This window comes from Carboxylicivirga longa (genome assembly GCF_050589825.1).
Classification (GTDB): domain Bacteria; phylum Bacteroidota; class Bacteroidia; order Bacteroidales; family Marinilabiliaceae; genus Carboxylicivirga; species Carboxylicivirga longa.
This window is the reverse complement of the sequence record NZ_JBNGOZ010000009.1, coordinates 114,989-136,981: the sequence shown is the minus strand read 5'-3', so window position 1 is coordinate 136,981 and position 21,993 is coordinate 114,989. Positions and strand designations below refer to the sequence as shown.

Genomic DNA, 21,993 nt, shown 5'->3' with positions numbered 1-21,993 from the left:
GACTAACCAATACGCATTAATGCCTTAAGCGATTTATGGGAAAAGTTACCGGGGCAAGGCTATATAGAAAATTAGATGTATTTGTACGAAGGAGGTTAGGTCCCACCGCCCTGCGTTCGGGTGATGGTCTGCTCTATTGGCGTGAAAGAATATTTCACTATTTCTCGTTGGGCTTTCTGTTTATCGGCCTTGTTGTCTATCTTTATTTCGGCTTGTCTTTTCTAAAACAGGCGGCTTATGTACATACCATCTTTGCCTCCATCCTGTTTTTCTCAGCTGTTTTTGTCACTACCGTGCGCAGCCTTCCTTTAAAATTCAGGGTGTCGTGGCTGCTTTTTCTCCTTTACCTCATTGGTGCTTATTTACTACTGGAGGCAAGCAGCCCAGCACTGGGCTATGCCTTTTTGATTGCTAATGCCCTGCTGTCAGGAATTTTGGTAGGACCCAACAGAGCCTGGATGTCGGTACTTATCATCGCAACCACCCTTACGGTTATCGGCATCATCCACTACGCTCCTTTCCTACATTTACCGTTTAAAACTAGCCTTTCACAGGATGAATACATTCAATCGTCACTGCTACTTTTGGTCATAACCCTACTCACGCTACTGCCCCTAATAAGCCTACTGAAGGGTCTAATTTTCAACCTGGAAAAAGAGACGCGATACAGGCGCTTGCTGCGTCGTGAGCACGAAGACCTGGCACTGGCAAAGCGGAAAGCCGAGGAGAGTGATCAGCTGAAGACCTCATTCCTATCCAACATGTCGCACGAGATAAGAACGCCGATGAACGCTATCCTGGGCTTCTCCAACCTACTGTCGCACCCTGATATCAGTCCTGGCGAGAAAGAGGAATTTGTTAATCTGATACGCATCAACGGCAAGAACCTGATGACACTGGTGGAAGATATTATTGATATATCAAAGATAGACAGCGGCCAGCTACAGATTAAGAACGCACCCTGTAAACTGCACAATATTATGATGCAGGTGTATGAATCGTTTCTGGATGACATCAAACGCCGTGGGATATTTAACCTTAAGATTTACCTGAAAGAAGGTGTGAGCGATAAAAACATACGTATCCTCACCGATGAGCACCGTCTTAGGCAGATACTGGTAAATCTGGTAGGCAACGCCGTTAAATTCACCGAAAGGGGCTTCGTGGAATTTGGTTATACCCAAGAGGACGATCAGTTCTTACGCTTCTATGTAAAAGATACCGGCATAGGACTGCCCAAGGGCAAAGAAAATGAGATTTTCAAACGCTTTTCGAAATTCAACAGCGACAAAGAGCGTTTGTATGGAGGAACCGGCATTGGTCTGTCCATCGCCAAACACCTGGTAACCCTAATGGGTGGTGATATATGGGTGGAGTCGGAACCCTTGGTGGGTACCACATTTTACTTCACCCTACCCTACCATCGACTGGCGCTGACAGCTGATATGACGGATGATGAGGCAACAGACCACAGAGACTATAACTGGGAGGGAAAAACCTTTTTGGTGGCCGAGGATGAAGAGGATAACTTCCGTTACATTGAAGTGGCACTGGCGCTGTCCAATGCCAGCCTCATATGGGCACGCGACGGGCAGGAAGCCGTGGATGTGTTTAAGCGCGTTAGCGGCATCGACCTAGTGCTGATGGATATTAAAATGCCACAGATGGACGGCTACACAGCCACCCGCGAAATAAAAAACCTGAGCAAAAATACTCCGATCATTGCCCAAACGGCTTATGCCATGAGCGAAGAAAAAGAAAAATCCCGGGCCGCCGGATGCGATGATTATATTGCCAAACCCATTGGCTACGAGGACCTGCTTTCGACCATCAACCGCTATGTGCCGGGCAATGGGCAATAAAGCACAGCAACTCTGTATTGGACAATACAGCCTGAATGCATTTAACAACATCTTCCTTCCTACTACGTGGCACTCCTCTTTTGAAAAGAGAGCACTCCAACTCCTTTTGCAACTGAATTTTAGGAGGCCTATCAACGGACTGAAAGATTTATTAAAGATTAAATGCGTTTGCGCTGATTGGCTGAGTTCATACTGCCATCATTCTTACATTTAATCGTATCTTTGCCAAAAATACACAGCAGATGAAATTTGAAGAGTTTGGTTTACACGAAAAAATAACCCGAAGCATTGACCAATTGGGCTACAAGCGCCCTACCGACATACAGTTTAAGGCCATTCCGGCCATACTCGAAGGAGAAGATGTATTGGCCATTGCACAAACCGGTACCGGCAAATCAGCCGCCTTTGTGATTCCTATTCTTCAGCTACTGCAAAAAAAACGTAAGAATCGCGACGGCGTGCGCTGTATTGTAATGGTGCCAACCCACGAACTGGCACGTCAGATCACCGATGTATTCAAGCAGATTGGCAAAAACACCGCCTTGAAGTTTACCGCCATCTACGGCGGTGTCGACCAAACAGAACAAGTGGAGCGTCTTAAGAAAGGTACCGATGTGCTGGTTGCTACTCCCGGACGCCTGTTCGACTACATCAATCAGGGCGTAGTAAAAGTGTACAATGCAGAAATGCTGGTACTCGATGAAGCAGATCATATGCTGGATCTGGGTTTTTATAAAGACATACAAGACCTTATTAAATACCTGCCTAAGAACCGACAGACCCTCTTCTTTTCAGCCACCATCGATCAGAAAATTAAGAAACTGGCCTATTCGCTGGTACGTCGTCCCATACGCATTCAGATATCGCCTAAAAACCCGGTGGCGAAAAACATCGACCATTCGGTAGCCTTCATCAAAATGGATGACAAACGCTTTTTCCTGGAGCGCATCGTTCGTGCCAACGAAGATAAGAAGATACTGGCCTTTGTACGCACCAAAGTACGCTGCGAACGCGTGCTAAAAGCCATGGAACGCTTAAAAATAGAAGCCGTAAGCATTCACAGCGACAAATCGCAGGAGCAACGGGATGCCACTATGCAGCAGTTTAAGGATGGAGAAGTAAAGCTACTGATTGCCACTGATGTGAGTGCCCGTGGCATTGACATACCCAACGTAGATATTGTAGTAAATTACGACTTACCCGAACAACCTGAAAATTACGTTCACAGAGTAGGGCGTACAGGACGGGGTAAACAAAAAGGAACTGCTATTGCCTTTTGCAGCGAGGAAGAGAAACCCTTGCTTGAGGCCATCGAAAAGTATACCGGCCATCCTATTCATGTTACTGAAATAGACCATGATGAATACGCCGATACCATCGATTTCTCAACTGAAACGCATGCCGACTGGAAAACGCTGATGCGTCAGGCCGAGGAGGATGAAGCTGAGTTTATGGCCATCAAAAAGAAACGTGCCAAGAAAAAACGTAAATAATTACAAGGAGTTGTAGTACTCAACCAACTCGCGTACACTTTCAGGCTTGCGAAATTTCAATTTCTGTTTCTTTATGAAACGGGCTACTTGTGCCTGCTTATCGGGTATCAGGTTTAAAAAATCCTTTTTGTTATAAACAGGGACCAAATAGTCGGTATTTAATCGGATAAATGACGTTGCGGCCTGCTGCTTAAATTCTGCCGGTCGTTCTTCCTGAAAGGGCTTGGCAGGCTCAGCTTCTTTTAATAGCATGTTATGCCGTAAAAATAAACTACACTTCTCATCTTTAAGTATGGTTTCGAAATACCCCTGCGCTTTGCTTTTACCCGCTAAGAAGCGCATTACCGCAAATTGATGGTCATCAAGATGAACTTCCTGAACACGTTCATCAAGGGAAATATTATAATAAACATCTCCGTTCTTTAACTCCATCCGATCATTATAAACGTTGTAACGGATGGTTAGGCCTTCTACCCTTTTATTTTTATCCAGCACAATCGCAGCATCTGTAGTCTCCAATATATAAGGCTTTCCTTTGTAGCTGGCATACTGATGACTTCCATCTTTAATTTGCTCGCCTTTAAAATCCCACCATAGTTCTTCAAGCGATCCGCTTATAACGGCTTGTGAATAACACAGCCCGGTAGCCAGGCTAAAAAGGATAAAAATAAGAATTCTCATGATTTAGATGTTTTTGGGTTAATTTGCTGTTTTTTAACAACAACCATGCCAATATGTCCCTATCCTGAGGACATGAAAAACACAAAGTATCACGAAATAGGCTACCTGTCGATTGAAATACGAAATCAATAACAGCTTAATTAAGCTCTTCGAAATCCACGTATTCGCCCTCCTCCTCAGGCACAATCTTAGTCCCCTTCTGACGGGCATTTTTTTGCACTTTCACTTCACCTTCGGGGGTACGACTGCGCTGCTGATAATAAGTCCCACCCTGCTGGCTCTGCATACGTTCCAGTCCTTTCTTCATAAGATAAGGAAGCAGTAGACGACCAATGATTTTAAAGAGATAATAGAAGGTTATTAGAAAGAATATGGTTTTAAAAAGACCAACTAGCATAAGTCATAATTTTTAGTCAAACACATGATCAACTCGCAATAACCGTGCTAAAGCCACATGGCTGCCAAAACGACGGTAAAAGTATTAAGGAACGGTTCTCTGGCACAAGGCGCTGATAAAAGAACCGTTCCTTAATGATAAATTAAAATGGCACTTCCCAAACCTACCCTTAGTCTGTCATCAGCGCCGCCTCTTTAACCGCCCGCTGAAACACATCATCCACCTTATGGAATATGGGAAAGAATCCTTCGTTATCTATAATATTACGTGCGATGGTGGCCTTAATCTCTATGGCAATCAGGTCGCGCGACAAGTTATATTGCTCACGATTAAATTTCACACCCTTATCTTTGGCAAAACGAAGGAAATCGGGCAATAAATTTTGCTTATCGAGGTACTTCTCAATCTCATCCGCAGTATTCAAAGTTTCCAGTTTCTGTCGGTTGTTATCGGTATATTCAAGGGCATAACGATACATGATACCATTCATGCGCAAGCGCACAAAATAATCACTGATCATTGAGGTATCGCGGGGCACAAAGATATCGGGCATGATGCCCCCGCCGCCATAGACGATACGTCCATTTTTGGTAGTGTATTTCAGCGCATCATCGAAGTGTATGCTGTCCTGATTATAGAACTCACCATGCTCAAGGCGCTTGTACAAATCCTCATAGTAGTCATCCACACCCTGGTCATAAGGCTTCTGAATACAGCGTCCGCTGGGTGTATGATAGCGCGCCACGGTAAGACGCAGTGCTGAACCATCGGGTAATGGAATTTGCTGCTGCACAAGACCTTTACCAAAGGAACGGCGCCCAATCACCAGCCCCCGGTCGTTATCCTGTATAGCACCGGCAAATATCTCGCTGGCCGAGGCTGAAAACTCATCGATCAACACAATCACTTTGGTATCCTGACAGGTACCGGCTCCGTTGGCATGTACATTCTGACGACGCTGTGCTTTCCCTTCGGTATAAACGATCAGGTCTTTGGCCGGCAAAAATTCGTTGCACAAACGGATGGCTACATCAAGTAATCCACCCGAGTTGCCTCTAAAGTCTATGATTACATTCTGGCAATTATTGGCTTTTAACTTGGCCAGCGCCGTCAGGAACTCCTGATAGGTATTCTGAGCAAAACGGTCGACCTTGATATAACCGGTGGTTTCATCTACCATGTAGCTTACATCCACACTATAGATCGGTATGCTACCGCGTGTAATGTTAAAATCAATCAAGTCTTTATTGGGGCGACGTAAAATCCCCACCTTCACCTCGGTACCCATCTCACCGCGTAAGCGCTTCATCACCTCATCGGTGGGCAGGTCAATGCCGGCAATAGTGGAATCATCAACTGCCACAATACGGTCGCCGGGCAGAATACCTACTTTCTCAGACGGTCCTCCCTGAATCACCTGTATCACCATCACCGTATCATTCTGCATGCTAAACTGCACGCCAATACCCCCAAAATTACCCTGCAACTCCTCGTTCACTTTATTCAGATCTTTGGCAGGTATGTACACCGAGTGCGGATCCAGATCCTTCAGTATCTCGGGGATAATACGCTCTTCTATGGCCTGTCGATCCACCGTATCCACATACTCCTCTTCAATCAGATTCATCAGGGCATCCAATTTATTGGCCTGCGGATAAATCATCAATGGGTTTCCTTTGCCCATTGGCGTACTCATAAAATTACGTCCAATAAATACCCCCAGTGCTACCAGAAGGGCAAAGAGAAAGGGCATAAATATTTGTCTGCGTGTATTTGATTGCATCATGTTATGCGTTTTTTCAAATTCTTAACTACTTGCTTATTTCGGTGTGCTCCCTATAATTAAACCATCTTCAAGGCTAATCAGTTCATCCTGAATATGCACCACTTCAATATTGGCTCTTTCCAGCAAATCCAGTCCTTCGGTATTGTGGTATTTTTCGGCAAAGACCACCCGCTTAATACCGGCCTGAATAATCAGCTTGGAACACTCTATGCAGGGCGAGGCAGTAACGTACAGGGTCGACTCGTCGGAGCTATTATTGGAACGTGCTACCTTGGTGATGGCATTGGCCTCGGCGTGCAGCACATACGACTTAGTTTGATTATTACAATCCTCACACTCATTTTCAAAACCCGAGGGCGTACCGTTATAGCCATCACTGATAATCATTTTGTCCTTAACAATAATGGCACCTACCTGACGGCGCTTGCAGTAGGAGTTTTGCGCCCATATGCGTGCCATGGCCAGATAGCGCTGATCCAGTAAAAATTGCTTTTTGCTTGTTGTATTATTTTGTGCGTCCATGCGTTTTGTTTCCTAATATCCTTTTTTCTGACGTATTACAACTATGATAGCACCCATGATGAGCAACAATACCAACAATGAGCTGATACCCGCCACCGTTTGACCTATAGCAAAGGAAGAAGGCTCAAAACGGAATTCAATATCATGCTGACCAGCCGGTACCATAAGCGCCCGTAAAAGATAATTGGCCCTGATAATATCCACCTCATCACCATCGATGTAGGCTTTCCAGCCCTTCTCGTAGTATACATCACTAAAAACAGCCAGCTGCTGCTGTGGCGTACTGGATTCAAAAATCAGGTAATCAGGTTCATAATGGGTCAAACGAATGTGCCCCTGTACCGAATCAGTGGCATAACCCTGCACCTTATCCATAAAACGCTGATCAACCACAGCTGTAGCTCTCAGGTCGGTTTCGCCAAGGGCGGCAATCTCAGCATCGGCATCGGATACCGTTTTTACACCATTAACAAACCAGGCATTGCCCATATAGGAAGGATTAAAAATGGGGTCTGCACCAGGGTTATAAATAATGTACTTGGCATTTAGCATGTTAAGTACCGGCATCTTCTCCAGTGCCAGCTCTAGGTCGCCAGGTGTTTGAGCCGATTGCAGCACCTGCATCAGGGTCTGCCAGTCGTTAATCAGATAACGATCGGCCAAATCCTGAAAGCGGCGTAACTTGGCACCATGAAAGCCACCCACCGACTTATGCCAATAAGGTGTAAAACCATCTTTGAAGGGATCGCGATAGATAGGGAAAACACGGTAATAGTCTTTGTCCTTTAGAATGGCCTGATCAGCTTTGGACTGCGCCAACTCTTTTCGTGCTGTCGACGAAGTCACAAAATCATCGTTATTGAGATAACGCTTTGAAACACCCCACAGATCAACTAATACCAGTATGGCCATACCCCAAATCAAATAACGCTTCTGCAGCTTACCTTTGGCAAATAACCATAAAGATGCCGAACCCAATAGGATAAATACGAAGGAACGCCATGCATCGGCCGTCATCAATGCCGCACGGGCAGCAATCAGACTGCTTTCGAGCACCTGAAACATCTGCACCTGATCGCCCCCCTGTCTTATCTGAGCACCAATCTGCTGCGCTTCCATAGGCGACAGGAAAGTGTAAAAAGATGTTGGAAAAAGAGCGAGCACCAAACTAACACCTCCGGTAAGGGCAAAGGCAATGGCAAACCACTTACTGTCTTTTGTAATGAGTGAAGGATTATCCAACAAGCTTTTTAAACCTAAAAAACCGAGCAATGGCATAACCATGGAAGCTAGCACCAAAGCCATCTCCACCGTACGAAACTTATTATAGAGCGGGAAATTATAGAACATGAAATAGTTAAAGGCCGGAAAATTCTTGCCCCAGGCCAGCATTATACTAAGCACGGTAATAGCGATAAGCCACCAACGCTCCTTTCCTTTATAATAAAAGGCACCAATAAAAAACAGGAAGCAAACCAAAGCGCCGGCGTACACGGGACCGCTGGTAAATACACGACCGCCCCAGTACTGACTCGACTGTCCCACATACTCTTTCAGGCGCGGATCCACCTGCTGCATGGCCGCCTCGGCATTGGCCAACGGTGCCGACTCACCCCCCACCACATTGGGAATAAGCAACGTTAATGTTTCGTGCATGCCATAACTCCAGCCAAAGGCATAATCCACATCCAATCCGGCCGATTGATCCTTCTCGCTGTCTTGCGGTGTTAGCTCTGAGGCACCACGAATGGAGTACTGACCATATTCGTAGGTCGTCCAAAGGTTGGTTATATTGGGTAATATGGCCAGCATGACAGCCACCAGCAGTACTGCGCTACTTTGCAGAAAGGGCTTAACAGCTTTCTCTTTAATGGCATAAACACCTTGCGCCAACACAATAAAAGCCACCATAAAAGCCAGGTAATAGGTTATCTGAACGTGGTTATAAGCCACTTCCATACCCAGTGCAACTGCCGTAATAACACCCCCAATAAAACGATGCCGGTTATAGGACCACAGCACCCCGGCAACCACCGGCGCCATTAGGGCAATGGCATAGGTTTTAGTAATGTGACCGGCAATAATAATTATGAGGTTGTAGGAACCAAAAGCAAAAGCGATGGCTCCAATGACGCTAAGCCAGTGATCGACCTTCATGCTTAAAAGCAAAAGGTAGAAGCCCAACATGTATAAAAAAACGATGGCCACCGTTTCGTAGGGTAGCCCCAGGCGCGTGGCCTTATTCAGATAGCTAAAAATATTTTTACTGGCATCGCCTTTTATCTGATAGGCCGGCATGCCACCAAACATGGAGTTGGTCCACATGGCTCTTCGGCCGGTTTCCTGCTCATGGTCCTTTAACTCTTTGGACATGGCCTTGGCATGCGTATTATCCAGCTGGGGTAATTTTTTACCTTCCAGCACAGGCGAGAAATACACAAAACTTAAAATGATAAATAAGACAAAAGCACCCAGATAGGGTATATAACCTTTCAATTTGTCAAACATGGTAAAGTATTTATTATTCAGTTTGTGAAAATACGCAATGTAATCGGAATACGAAAAAATAGGTCTGTTGGCTCAGGACAAAGGGATTTACACTTTAACAGATCTTGAGACCTTCGGCACCCCTCCAAACCAGGACAAGCAAAAAAAGTACAAAATCTCCGGCAAAGGAAAGGGTCAGTTCGCGTTCCTTATTTGTGGTCCGGGCATATTTTCCGGATTATTCTATTAAAAGAAAAAGCCCGATTGAATCATCAACCGGGCGATATCATAATGGCAGGTGACTTTAACCGCCGCCGACCTGAAAAACTTATTTACAAATTTTTGAAGGCCTCACGCATACTTACTTTCTTACCAATGATACCCTGCAGCTCGGCAATCTTCACACGCTCCTGCTCCATGGTATCGCGATGGCGGATAGTCACCGTATCATCCTCCAGCGACTGGTGATCAACCGTTACGCAGAAAGGTGTACCAATGGCATCCTGACGACGGTAGCGTTTACCGATACTATCTTTCTCATCGTACTGACAATTGAAATCAAACTTCAACTCATCGATAATGGCACGTGCCTTTTCGGGCAGTCCGTCTTTTTTAACCAGAGGTAGCACCGCTAGTTTAACAGGTGCCAACACTGGTGGCAAGTTCAATACCACACGGGTTTCTATCTTTCCGTCTTTACCCTCAACTTCCTCTTCGTTATAAGCACCGGCCATAATACTTAGGAACATACGATCCACACCAATGGAGGTCTCCACTACATAAGGCACATAGCTCTTGTTCAGCTCAGGATCGAAATACTGAATTTTCTTACCTGAGAACTCCTGGTGCTGCGACAAGTCAAAATCGGTACGTGAGTGGATACCCTCCACCTCTTTAAAACCGAATGGCATTTTAAACTCTATATCGGTAGCTGCGTTGGCATAGTGCGCCAATTTTTCATGATCGTGGTAGCGGTACTTCTCCTCGCCCATGCCCAGCGACTTGTGCCAGCGCAGGCGCGCATCTTTCCAATACTCAAACCACTTCATCTCCTCGCCGGGACGCACAAAAAATTGCATCTCCATCTGTTCAAACTCGCGCATACGGAAGATAAACTGACGGGCCACAATCTCGTTACGGAAGGCTTTTCCAATTTGGGCAATACCAAACGGCAGCTTCATGCGACCAGTCTTCTGCACATTCAGGTAATTGACAAAAATACCCTGTGCCGTTTCCGGACGTAAGTAGATTTTTTGTGCACCATCGGCGGTGGATCCCATTTCGGTGGCAAACATCAGGTTAAACTGACGCACATCGGTCCAGTTTTTAGTGCCGGAAATGGGACAGGCAATTTCATAATCGATAATAATCTGGCGTAAATCCTCCAGGTCGTTGTCGTTTAAGGCTTTTGCAAAGCGGGCATGTACCTCATCAATCTTCTTCTGATTGGCCAATACACGGGGGTTTGTTTCCAGGAACTGCTGCTTATCAAAGCTATCGCCAAAGCGCTTCTCTGCTTTTTTCACCTCCTTATTAATCTTCTCCTCAAACTTCTGGATAAGATCCTCAATCAACACATCGGCACGATAACGTTTTTTACTGTCTTTATTATCAATCAGAGGGTCGTTAAAGGCATCCACGTGGCCCGAGGCCTTCCAGGTAGTGGGGTGCATAAAAATCGCCGAGTCGATACCCACCACATTCTCATGGAGCAGCACCATGGCATCCCACCAATATTTTTTTATGTTATTTTTTAGCTCAACACCATTTTGTGCGTAGTCGTATACCGCGCCCAATCCATCATAGATTTCGCTCGATTGAAATACAAAACCGTACTCCTTACAGTGAGCCACCAGTTTCTTAAAAACGTCCTCTTGTGCCATATTATATATTTTATCTGATTGTCATTGTTAATAAGTGGCCTCTTCAAAAAAAGGTATTCGTCAAAGGCCGGACAAAAATAGTTGAAATTTAGTAAGTAAGGAAATCCTTCTACTCTCATCTGCCCACAAAAGAGCGGGGATGCAATCTTGAATGACTGCATCCCCGCTTATTAATCTGTCTATTCAGTGTTTAGAATCTAAAATTGAGGCCGCCCAGCACCATGCCCGGTATCTCATCCATATAAGCAAACTCGCGACCTTTCATATTCAGGATATTGCGTCCATTCACATAAAACTTGAGGTTTTCGCTGACTTTATAGCTCACCTTGGCATTTAGCAGGAATTTACCATTAATTGATTCTGTGGTGTATTGTCCCTCATAAGTTTGATTGCCATAGAAGTATGCTTGTGGGAATATTTCCAGCTTATTACAAGGACGATAGGTTAATGAAAAACCGCCAAAATATGATGGGGTGGCTTTGTGTTCATAGTCATCCATTGTATCAGTTGGCCAGGACGAAGACTCTCCTTTAACAACTGCAGGAACGTCTCCTGGCAAAATCTCTCCATCTGCCAATTGATTCCCCAGATCAGTTAATGCACTCATCGTGGCATCAACGGCTAAATAACCGATTAACTCATTACGGTTATAAGGCATGTAATTATCCAATTTCGTTTGCTGCAGAGTTAAGTGACCATGTGCTACCAACTTTTCAGAAACTACCCAGTCAATATTTATACTCGCACCTAATTGTTTCGATTCCATATCTAGATTAGCATAGCGAATATTTACCGAATCGGGCGCTGCAATTGGCATTGTTTCACCAGTTGGGTCGCCAATAACATCCAATGCATTGTCTATATTAACATCACTATAAACAGGGAGTAAAGCTCCAAAACCCTTCGAGATATTGTAGAAGGCCTCAATATCCACCAATAAGCTTTTGGATGGACGGGTGCGATAACCCAACTCAAACATATCCATGGTTTTTAAATCGTGATTACGATTCCCATCGAACTGCATAACACGTGGGTGAGGCAGGTTGACGATGTTCCAGGTGTAGTTGGAGTAGGTGTTAACTAAAAAGCTGGACTGATTAGCTCTGGAATAAACCGCCCTAATAATTCTATTATCATCAAATTTATAGGAACCCACCAACTGCCAGGAAGCATATACATCATCTGGCTGATTGTATTTCTCAGCTCTCAGAGCAGCTACCAGTCGCAGCTTATCAAAGGGGCGATAATCGAAGCGGGCACTCCCGGCTACAATATTAATCGTTTGCTTCTTATTTAGGTAGCCGTTACCCCACTTGGCAATGTGTTTGGAATCGTCATATGACATGGACTGATAGCTCACACCCGGACGCACATTCACTTTACCCAAATTCCAGTCATATTCGGCCTGAATATTAAACTGCTCATTATCGAGCTCAAACCCCTCATTGCCCAACATGTAGTCGATGGTTCCACCATTGTAGTTGGCTTGCAGATTGAGGCCCTTATGGTTGGCTCGTACATCCACATACGATGTAGATGCTTCTTTGGTTGTATAAGGCGTTGGCACATCGCCCATGCTCGATGTAATGGCCTGCGACTGCTGGTGCCCTGCCATGATGTTAATGGTTGTGCTTTCTCCCGGCTTAAAATCTAAATAGGCATTAACGCCTTTGCGTTCTTTTGCCAATTCAGGATTTGGAAACGATTTATAGACATCATAACGTTGATCCTTCACATCATATGGAGGCCATACGGGCAATATTCCGTTCATCAGGCGGTCAATTTCACCAACTGAAAAGTAACCTGGTTCAACTGGCTTGCCATCTAATGTATATTGCGAATTATCGCGATCGTAAATCAAAAGCTCTTCGCGTTCGCGGTCTCTGGTTTCAAAATTACCGGTGATTCCCAGGCTCCATTTCTCATTTATTTTCTCACGGAAGGCGATGTCACCAATAAGGGTATTTAAATTACCCGCCTGCACGTTTCCGCTTAGCATGGGCGAATCATCTGTAATATCTTGAGTGATAATATTGATCACCCCAGATAAAGCATTCGGACCATAAAGAGCGCTGGCCGGTCCACGCACCACTTCAATCCGATCGATATCTTCAAAGCTAACCGGTAAGGTTTCCCAAAGAGTTCCTCCATGCGAGTAGTTAAATACCGGACGCCCGTTAATCATCACCAGGGTATTCATATTTTCAGAATATAAGGTCATGTTTTTTGCAGGCAGATTGTCGTTACCCCGAATATGAACGTCGAAGTTGCCATTGGTTTTTTCGCGCACAATTAAGCCCGGTACCAATCGCAAAGCTTCCTCAATAGACGTTGCTCCTGAGGCAAGTATCTGGTCGTGCGACAGCACGGTTGTTGATAAAGGTGAGTCAAACAGGCTTTCCTCAGCTTTCGAAGCCGACGTCACATCTTTGTTTAATAATAATTCGTACAACTCCTCTAATGAGGATACCCCAACCACATCAATAGCTGCCATTAAATCTTCAAGAGGCAAGGCACTAAGTTCTTCAGTAGTCATGGAGAGGACTTTCTCTTTTGTAAGAGTGGTGTTTTCACCTTCCTGCGCCAACACATTTAGGCTAAGCACTAGTGAAAACATTATGGAAATAAAAGACTTTGTTCTTAACATTTCTAGGACTTTAATAGTTGTTGCTATTGGACTTCAATGCCCAAACTAATTATTTTCTGGGTAACTTTCAGTTGATGCTTAGCAATGGACGAGGGACTAATCTCATAGCGCAGCTTACCATCAACAGTCATAAAGCTAATACCGGCACCCTGCTTACACAGTCCGCTCTTATCGCCCACAATCAACACCGGCTTATCCCGCTGCTCATAGCTTAGCGTACTCATCAGCCCGCTCTTGGCCGATCCCACGAAGAGAATGTGGCTTTGCCTGATCTCTTTTAGACTGTTCACTGAAAGTACCTTAATGGTTTTATTGCCCGCTTTTTTCACTTTGGCAATCTTCCCCAATTCGGCACTAATTTCGTCATCACCCAACACCGTAATGATCAATTCTTTTGACCCTTGCGAAGCCGGCCAATCAATGTTTTTGGTAAAGTTGTACAAAAACAGCGCTTTAAAAGTAGCCGTTTGCCCCTTCGCTTTACCCATCGCCAGGCCTATGCATAAAATACATAGCAGCAAAATTCTTTTTCTCATCTTTTAAGTTTGTTAAACATACTACATTGCTTTGCAGAAAGCATCAATGTAATGGTACGATCATGCACCCCAGCGATAGTTCTGAAATTAACGACATAAGAATCCCATTGGTAACCACTTATAAGTAGTTGTCCGATGCTGCTGTTTACACAGATGGCATCCATTATCCGTTAATCCCAATGAGTATATCGTCCGAGGTCAATGATCTTCCCCAAAATATTGACCTTCTAACAGGACGCGAAAGTAGATCGTTCGGACTTATTGGCCAAAAAAATATGATAAAAAAGCCATAACTTATGACGAATAACAGCTGCCAATGCGCACATATTATTCAAAAAAAGCCCTAAAACCACTGACTCTCAATCACTAAATTATGTTCACAATGAACTTTCTAGAATCTAACTCCTTATGGTTAAGGTACTATATCCTGAAGCATCTTTACTAAGCTCTATCTGCGTAGTTACACGTTCTTTCAGAGCCGGCACATGGCTGATGATACCAATGGTACGGTTTGATTCGCTCTGAAGGCGCTCCAAAGCAGACAGTGCCACATCCAATGTATTCTGATCCAGGGTACCAAAGCCCTCGTCGATAAACAAACTACCGATTACGGTATTTTGCCCAGCCAGGTCGGACAAGCCCAAGGCCAGCGACAGGCTGACCAGGAAACTCTCGCCGCCCGATAGTGTTTTCACCGATCGCTGTGCATCGCCATGGTAGCGATCGATTACAAAAAGCTCATCCAGGCGATCAGCCCTCACATGCTTAACACGATAGCGGTCACTCAGCCTTTTCAAATGTCCATTGGCCAAGTGCAAAACCTGCTGAAGGGTTAGCTCCTGAGCAAAACGCGAAAACTTATTACCGGTGGCATCACCGATTAGCTGACTAAGGGCATCCCAACGACCCAGTTCCTTCTCCTGCTCGGCAATACAACGAACCTTCTCGGCCTGTTTTGCTTTGTTCAGCGCATCGGCCTTCAGGCGCTCTTCCAGGCTACCTTTTTTCCCCAGGCAGACTTTCTGGCTTTGCTCCTTCTCTTTTATTTCATTGGCCAAAGACTCACTGGATTTGGCAATTTTAAGCACTTCAGGGCGCTGCTTTTCTGCCGCTCTATTGAGCTCCTGCCGGCTATGATTAAGCGTGGTTTCGGCATTCTGTAATGCCTGTTTTTTTTGCTCCAGTTTACTTACCTCCTCATCATCGAGCAAAACCTCACGAGCCTGCTCCACTCCCCCTAAACCACGCTCCTGCAGTTGTATATTAAGCTGCTCTCCGGCAACTTTATAATTTTGCGCCTGCTTCTCCAACAGCTTCTCATTCGTCGCCAGACGCTCTGCATGACTTGCTATCAGTGTCTCCAAACCACTCAGCACCTGCTGCTTATTCTGCACCTCGTTTTGCAACTTATCTGCCGCATTTTTCAGCTCCTGTTCAAGCTCATCGCACGATTGTGTACCCAGCAATTCCTTTCGCTGAGTAACCAGATTCTCCAGCTGCCCATTCATTTCTTTTAATGCCGCATCACATCGGGCAAAACCTGTAAGGCGCGTTTTCAACTGCTCACTCTGTGCCTTCCAATCGGCTTGCATGGCCACCAAAGCTTTTTCTATACCTTGCTGCTCTTCCTGCTGTTTCTTAAGTTGCTGATACGATCGCTCTATACTTTTGATATCTGCCGATAGCGAGTTCTCATCACTACCTGCTCCATAAGGCTTTAGCAGCTGCTCCAACAGCTCTTTGGCAGTCAAAAGCGTGAGCAGCTGTTCGCGAAGCGCTACAAATTCTTTATTACGCGCCCGCGCAACACTCAAGCGTTCGTGCCATTTTATCTGCTCCTCAGCCTTCTTAATCTGACTCAGCAAATCCTCCCGTTTTTCAGGTAAAAGCTCATCATTGAGCTGTTCGGCCATTAATTGACTCTCAGGAAGAACCCGCTCGAGAGTAGCACTCAAAAGTACTTTCCTTTCCGCCAGTCGTTTTGCTTCCCGCTCACTACTTTCGATGGATGCACTGAATGCCGTTGACTTTTCTATCAACTGTCTTTCCTTCTCTTTCAATTGCTTACCCTCTTCATTTCGCTCTTCCAGAAGTAGACTCGTTTCATCAACCTTGTTCTCATAGTGCTCCACATAAGGATGCTGATCAGAACCACACAGAGGACAGGCCTCATTGGGTTTCAACAGGCGACGTGCATCTTCGTATTTTGCCTCCAGTAATTCACGCTGACGGCGGCTATTCAACTCGTCCAGATATTTCTGGTTCATCTCCAGCGCTTGACTTAGCGTTTTTCTCTCAGCTACACAAACACTCCGGGCAGCGATACTGTCGGTCATATTTTGTTCCAGCGTATTTACTTCCTTTTCCAGGGACTTTTGCTCGATCAGGGTCTCTATCAGCTTCTCAACAGCCCTTAACTGTTTTTGCAATTGCTTTAGCTCCTCCTGTCGCTGTTCGCCATTCCGCTGATCGTTGTTAAGTAGGTGAGATTTTTCCCGGATAAACTGCTCACTCTGCCCTATGGCCTCATCCAACAGACGGGCACGCTCACGAGAAGAAGGGTAGTCCATCAGGCATTGCCGCGTTGGCGAAGGCTCAAGGGCCTGCAGCTTATCCTCAAAAGCCTTATCACTGCTAAGAACAGTTTCTCTTTGCTGCCGCATCAAGGGCAGCTGCTCACCAGCCGGTTCATAATGTTTATTTTTGTTGATAAAAGTCTGTACTGCACTCAGCGCCTGCTCCTGCTCACTGATTCCCAAGGCAAGCTTCTTCACCGCATTATGCAGTTTCTCAATAACCTTTCCCTCTTCGTCACAGGTCTCTTTTTGCCGGCTGATGGCCCCTTGCTGCGCCCGAATATTTTCATCAAGCTGACGACATTGTTTGATCTTTGGTGCCATAGCATCCCGTTTATTGGCATGCTGTTTTTGCTGTGCCCCAAGTTCTTTCAGTTCCTGTTGGGTAAGTTTCGTTTCGGTTTTTACGGACTTCAGTGCCTCCGTGGTTTCATTGCACTCTTTCTCAATTTCATCGAGCCTTTTTTTCTGATATTGCAGTGCCTCCAAATCAACCTTTAAAGGCAATACCTTGGCGTGCCTACTCAAGCGCTGCTCATCACTGGCAAAAGCTGCTTTTTGCCGGGTTAGCTCCTGCTGCTTTACCTCCATTTCCTTCAGACTTTCCTGCAATGCGGCATATTCCTTCAATAACTGATACTGTTGCCGCCCTTGAGTGATGGCACTCTCCAGCTGAGTCGACTGTGTATTCATCTGTGCTACCTCATCCCTAAGGGTTGCCAATTCCTCATCCGACATAATCTCAATGCCCTCCAGTTGAATCTTCAGGTGTTTAAGTTTTTCCTGTTCATCGCGCCAGCGCTCAAAACACTTACGCCCTATTCGACGATAAATACCGGTGCCGGTAATCTTCTCCAGCAATTCACCTCGCTCGTTGGCATTGGACTTTAAGAAACGGGCAAAATCGCCCTGCGATAATAATATGGAGCGTAAAAACTGATCAAAACTAAGTCCGATAAGGCGGGTATTTTCTTGTGGCACCGCAGCCCGACCAATATCGAGTGGCACAAAGCTACCATCACTGTCTTGCTTTGACAACACCAGCGAATAATCGCGCAGGTTACCGTTACGGTTTCGGGATATGCCCCACTGCGAGCGATAGGTGGCATCAGCAATCTGATAATCGAGCTGAGCCCACGATTCGTTGGTATTGCGCGTGATGATACTACCCAACTGGGCAATGTCATTTTTTGATACAGCACCACTCCGCGGCGTCTGGTTATATAAAGCCAGGGTAATGGCATCCAGCAGAGTAGACTTACCGGCACCCGTCGGTCCCGTGATGGCAAACAATCCGGTGTGACCCAGTGCGCCATTGCAAAAGTCAATAGTATGCTCACCTTTCAGCGAGTTCAGATTCTTGATATATAACTTCAGTAATTGCATGCATTAATCGTTTTCGCCCTGATGATAAAGGCTGTCCATAAGTTCGGAAAATGTTTGTTGTACTTGACTTTGGTTCACCACCTGTCGGCTGTCCATCAAGCGTTGAAAAACATCTTCCACCTGCAGGTCATTGAGAGAGTCGGTGCTTCTTGGCTCATCATCCTGAATTGCTCCGGTAAAACGCAGGGTAGGTTTAATTATTTGCAGACGGTTATCGGCCGTATTACTTGCTTCCACCAGCTCATCAAAAGAACTGCGCAAACTTGTATCCATCACCGCCTCTTCTATCTGCACCTCGCCCCAGTCATCCAGCTCGTTGTCTCCCTGATACTGTTGCACCTTTTCGGCCACATCGGCATAGCTGCCTTTAAAAGAAACCAATCGTCGCCAGGTGGGCACCCCAATCACTCTAATGACCTCTACGCCACTGCGTTCTACATCCAGCAGTATCACCTGCTTATTATCCCTTCGCTCGGAGAAACTGAGCGGCAGTGGCGAGCCCGAGTAACGTATGGTACCCTCTTCATTAAGTTTCTGTGGACGATGAATATGCCCCAGCGCCATGTAATCGAAGGAAGCAGGGAAAGACTGAACACTCAAGCCGGCCAGGTTACCGATGTGCACATCGCGCTCACTATCCGACAGTCCGGCACCCTGCACATACAGATGGCCCATGCCAATCACCGGGCAGTCAAATGCACGAGCCTCCTCAGCGACTGCCTCATAATGCTTTACAATTCCCTGGTTCATGGCATTAACACGGTCGGCATATGACTCACCCGCTACGGTCTGACGCAGGTCTTTATCCCGTAAAAAAGGCACAGCAGCCACCACACAACGCGTGTCATCCTGTCCGTCTATAATCACCAGCTCATCGGCGAGCTCCTCACGGGCACCGCCAACCACCCTAACATTCAAAGCTGCCAGTATTTCCGAAGGCGCCTCCAGGGTACTGATATAGTCGTGATTACCACCGGTAATAATCACCTGCTTACAATGCGAGTCAATCAGCGAAGTAAGAAAATTATAGTACAATTTCAGTGCATTGTTAGACGGAAAGCCCACATCAAAAATATCGCCGGCCACCAACAAAACATCAATATACTGCTCATTAATCAACTGCTTAAGCCATTGGAAAAACAAACGATGCTCATCTTCCCGCTCGTAGCCATGTAGTTTCTGTCCGATGTGCCAGTCAGAAGTATGTAATATTCTCATTATTCAATTTTAAAAAGATCCTCAAGGATGGAAATAGCTGAAGTAATACACTTTGAGCAGACCTTGTCCTTCAAGTGATGATCTTTGAAGTATTGCCGGCCGGCCACTGTACGCAAGTCGCAGCCAATAAGGTGCACGCACTGGTCTGTTTGATGGTATCCGCGAAAGCGATCGCGAAAAAGCTGCATCATGCGGGGTGTCTCCTTTTTCCGCACTAACTCATCATCTATCACCTGTGTATTGCGCAAACCCATTACCATGTAGGCCCCTGTAACCGCTCCACAGGTAGTCTGCATCTTACCCATGCCCCCACCAAAACCCAGTGCCATGGCCATGGCCTGCGGCTCGTCAAAGTGAAGAGTGTCAAGATAAGCACATAACACCGACTGTGCACAGTTACGCCCATTGTAAAAGGCTTCAATGGCTTTTGCTATTTTCGTTTCCATTGCAGAGGTTTTTGAGATTCGTAAAAATAATAAATGATTCGTAATGATTTGTTAGAATCGATACTGTAATTGCACCTTCCACTCAGTTAACTGATTACCATCGATACGCTGATACCCCGACCCGATATCATCACGATTAGCATAACTCGTATGCGCCAGGCGTCCCCAAATACGCAGATTTTTCAAAAGCGACACATTCATATTAAAAATAAGCCGCGTTCCCCTGTTCATATAGGCCGGTATGGTAAAAGCATAAAGCACATCGGGCTCGTAACTGTAGATGCGACTCTCATAATCATCAATGGCAAAGAAAACATAGCGTAAGGATGCCGACAGAAAATCATCATGCTTATACCGGATGTCCTGAAAAGCCATCCAGCCCTCACTGCGCTCCTGGCGACGATAGAAACTTTGCTCCAGCTGCGTTTGAAATCGCCACTGTTCATTGGGCTGAAAAGCATAAAACAAACGCACATTCTCCTTCTGATAATCCACCACCTCATATACCGTTTTACTATGACTGCTGTTAATGGCTTTCTGGGTTGATTTATACCTGAGGTACATGGTATGCTGTGCATTGATGCGGTAATCAGCCTGCGAAAACCATTCAAAACCTTCGGAAGGACGATACACATTGTAGCGTAACCAGGCATAGCGAAAAATATCGGCGTAGGCCTTAAGCGTCAGACCGGCGGCGGGCTTAAAGCTTATGGCGGCAAACACACCTGATTCACCACCACGGGTCGATGACTCTGAAAAAGGGTTGGACAAGATGGCCGTATAACCTTTGCTGTAACGTCGATAAGCCAGGGAGGCAAGCACATCGCTGCCGGCATTGTAGGTGAGGCCTTGAAATACACCGTATTCGCCCTGACTCTGCACGGCTACCTCGCCAAACACCATCAGCCGGTTCAGAAAAAGAGAATGCGATAGCCAGGCCGTTGTCTGCTTATCACCGCTAAACCGGTATTTATCGCGCAGATGATCCTTGGGAGCTATGGGCTGATCTACCTGCCAGTTGACATAACCGGCATCCAGATGAAGCAGCTGATTTTGCCAGGACAGCTGTGTGCCATAAACCGTTTCATTGATGGTATATCGTCCTTCTACTTCACCTGCGGTACGATGATACCCTGTTTCGCGCAAGGCACCAATCTCAGCATCCAGGCTGTCGGGTGGCAGGGCGGCATCGCGCTTCTTGTAGGACACAAAGGGCGACACGGACCAGCGCCCATAACGAAAAGTTACGGCGGTGCCCCGCAGAAAAGAACTCTCATTGACCGAGGTGTAAGGCCTCACCCCCCGAGCACGCCGACGCAGCTGATTGGTTTCGGTGGATTTAGAGAAGGCCATATCGGTCCATACGCCTAGCCCCTGACCGAATGACAAACGATAGTCTCCCACTATCCAGATATCGATAAATGGCAATGGTTTGCTGAACTGCACAAAGGCGGAACTGAAATCGGCAGCCGGAAAATAGTGAGGGAAGGCTTTTTCTCCCTGATCCTTCTCCAGGGTAAAGCCGGCCTCGGCACGGTCGCCAAAATAAACACGCCCACGCAACATCCATTTTGCCTTATCGCCCACGTAAGCCGGTGCCACACTATCATTCTTTGGCCGATACCCTTGGGGTTTCTGCACCGTGCTTTGCCAACGTCCCATCACATTGCCATAAACGCGCATTTTACGTTTATATTCCAAAGGTTTTACCTCCACAAAAGGCAGCATATAGGCGATCGTCATGCTGTCCATCTGCTCCACCGCCTGCAACTCATAAACGGAGTAGAGCGGCCCATTGACATAGCGATAATATAAGAGGTTTTCGATCTGATAATCGCTGAGGAAGAAAAGCTGCTCCAGGTCTTCTTTTTGAGCCTTATTTAGATTGAGCGGATGCTGGCTCAAACGAATCAAATCATTCACCAGCTCCTCATAATCGGCGTTTAAGGGTTGCTGCCCGGCCATGGCCTCTACCATATCGGCCATCATCTTCTGCAGATCGTCCACTTGCTGTGCCCGACCCGTAAAAGCCATTAATACTACTATTGTTATTAATATAAAACGCCGCATCGC

General features: G+C 46.0%; 14 protein-coding genes. 2 read left to right on the top strand and 12 right to left on the bottom strand.

From position 1 onward, the window contains the following. Positions 1-35: 35 nt before the first annotated feature. Together ACRD7A_RS10000 and ACRD7A_RS09995 are read left to right on the top strand one after the other, a co-directional pair. Positions 36-1,862, top strand: coding sequence for an ATP-binding protein (locus ACRD7A_RS10000; RefSeq protein ID WP_430811712.1), 1,827 nt, complete (start codon positions 36-38; stop codon positions 1,860-1,862). 242 nt (positions 1,863-2,104) lie between these two features. Then, positions 2,105-3,355: a DEAD/DEAH box helicase gene (locus ACRD7A_RS09995; RefSeq protein WP_430811711.1), complete on the top strand. Its 1,251-nt coding sequence runs from the start codon at positions 2,105-2,107 to the stop codon at positions 3,353-3,355. On the opposite strand, the gene ACRD7A_RS09990 is transcribed toward ACRD7A_RS09995, so the two are convergent. The 12 genes from ACRD7A_RS09990 to ACRD7A_RS09935 form a co-directional block, all read right to left on the bottom strand. Beyond that, positions 3,356-4,036 carry a hypothetical protein gene (locus ACRD7A_RS09990; protein WP_430811710.1) on the bottom strand — a complete coding sequence of 227 codons (681 nt, stop codon included), beginning with the start codon at positions 4,034-4,036 and terminating at the stop codon, positions 3,356-3,358. A gap of 136 nt (positions 4,037-4,172) precedes the next feature. Continuing rightward, positions 4,173-4,433, bottom strand: coding sequence for a DUF4834 family protein (locus ACRD7A_RS09985; protein ID WP_430811709.1), 261 nt, complete (start codon positions 4,431-4,433; stop codon positions 4,173-4,175). Between the two features lie 169 nt (positions 4,434-4,602). Continuing rightward, positions 4,603-6,219: a S41 family peptidase gene (locus tag ACRD7A_RS09980; protein ID WP_430811708.1), complete on the bottom strand. Its 1,617-nt coding sequence runs from the start codon at positions 6,217-6,219 to the stop codon at positions 4,603-4,605. Positions 6,220-6,252: 33 nt separating this feature from the next. Further along, positions 6,253-6,741 carry a deoxycytidylate deaminase gene (locus ACRD7A_RS09975; RefSeq protein ID WP_430811707.1) on the bottom strand — a complete coding sequence of 163 codons (489 nt, stop codon included), beginning with the start codon at positions 6,739-6,741 and terminating at the stop codon, positions 6,253-6,255. 12 nt (positions 6,742-6,753) lie between these two features. Then, complete coding sequence (locus tag ACRD7A_RS09970) at positions 6,754-9,249, bottom strand: YfhO family protein (RefSeq protein WP_430811706.1); 2,496 nt, start codon at positions 9,247-9,249, stop codon at positions 6,754-6,756. A gap of 311 nt (positions 9,250-9,560) precedes the next feature. Further along, positions 9,561-11,111, bottom strand: coding sequence for a glycine--tRNA ligase (locus tag ACRD7A_RS09965; RefSeq protein ID WP_430811705.1), 1,551 nt, complete (start codon positions 11,109-11,111; stop codon positions 9,561-9,563). A gap of 190 nt (positions 11,112-11,301) precedes the next feature. Further along, positions 11,302-13,758, bottom strand: coding sequence for a TonB-dependent receptor plug domain-containing protein (locus tag ACRD7A_RS09960; protein WP_430811704.1), 2,457 nt, complete (start codon positions 13,756-13,758; stop codon positions 11,302-11,304). A 23-nt stretch (positions 13,759-13,781) separates the two neighbouring features. Further along, positions 13,782-14,294 carry a YfiR family protein gene (locus ACRD7A_RS09955; protein ID WP_430811703.1) on the bottom strand — a complete coding sequence of 171 codons (513 nt, stop codon included), beginning with the start codon at positions 14,292-14,294 and terminating at the stop codon, positions 13,782-13,784. Positions 14,295-14,692: 398 nt separating this feature from the next. Next, a complete protein-coding gene (locus ACRD7A_RS09950) occupies positions 14,693-18,256 on the bottom strand; it encodes an AAA family ATPase (protein ID WP_430811702.1) in 3,564 nt (1,187 codons plus the stop codon). A 3-nt stretch (positions 18,257-18,259) separates the two neighbouring features. Further along, entirely contained in the window at positions 18,260-19,474 is a 1,215-nt protein-coding gene (locus ACRD7A_RS09945; protein WP_430811701.1) for an exonuclease SbcCD subunit D C-terminal domain-containing protein, read from the bottom strand. Next, the gene (locus tag ACRD7A_RS09940) at positions 19,474-19,920 is read right to left on the bottom strand and encodes a C-GCAxxG-C-C family protein (protein ID WP_430811700.1); all 447 of its coding nucleotides are present in this window, start codon (positions 19,918-19,920) and stop codon (positions 19,474-19,476) included. The genes ACRD7A_RS09945 and ACRD7A_RS09940 overlap by 1 nt, the downstream gene beginning before the upstream one ends. A gap of 51 nt (positions 19,921-19,971) precedes the next feature. Next, positions 19,972-21,990 (bottom strand): helix-hairpin-helix domain-containing protein, encoded by a 2,019-nt coding sequence (locus ACRD7A_RS09935; RefSeq protein ID WP_430811699.1) that lies wholly within the window; start codon positions 21,988-21,990, stop codon positions 19,972-19,974. Positions 21,991-21,993 lie beyond the last annotated feature (3 nt).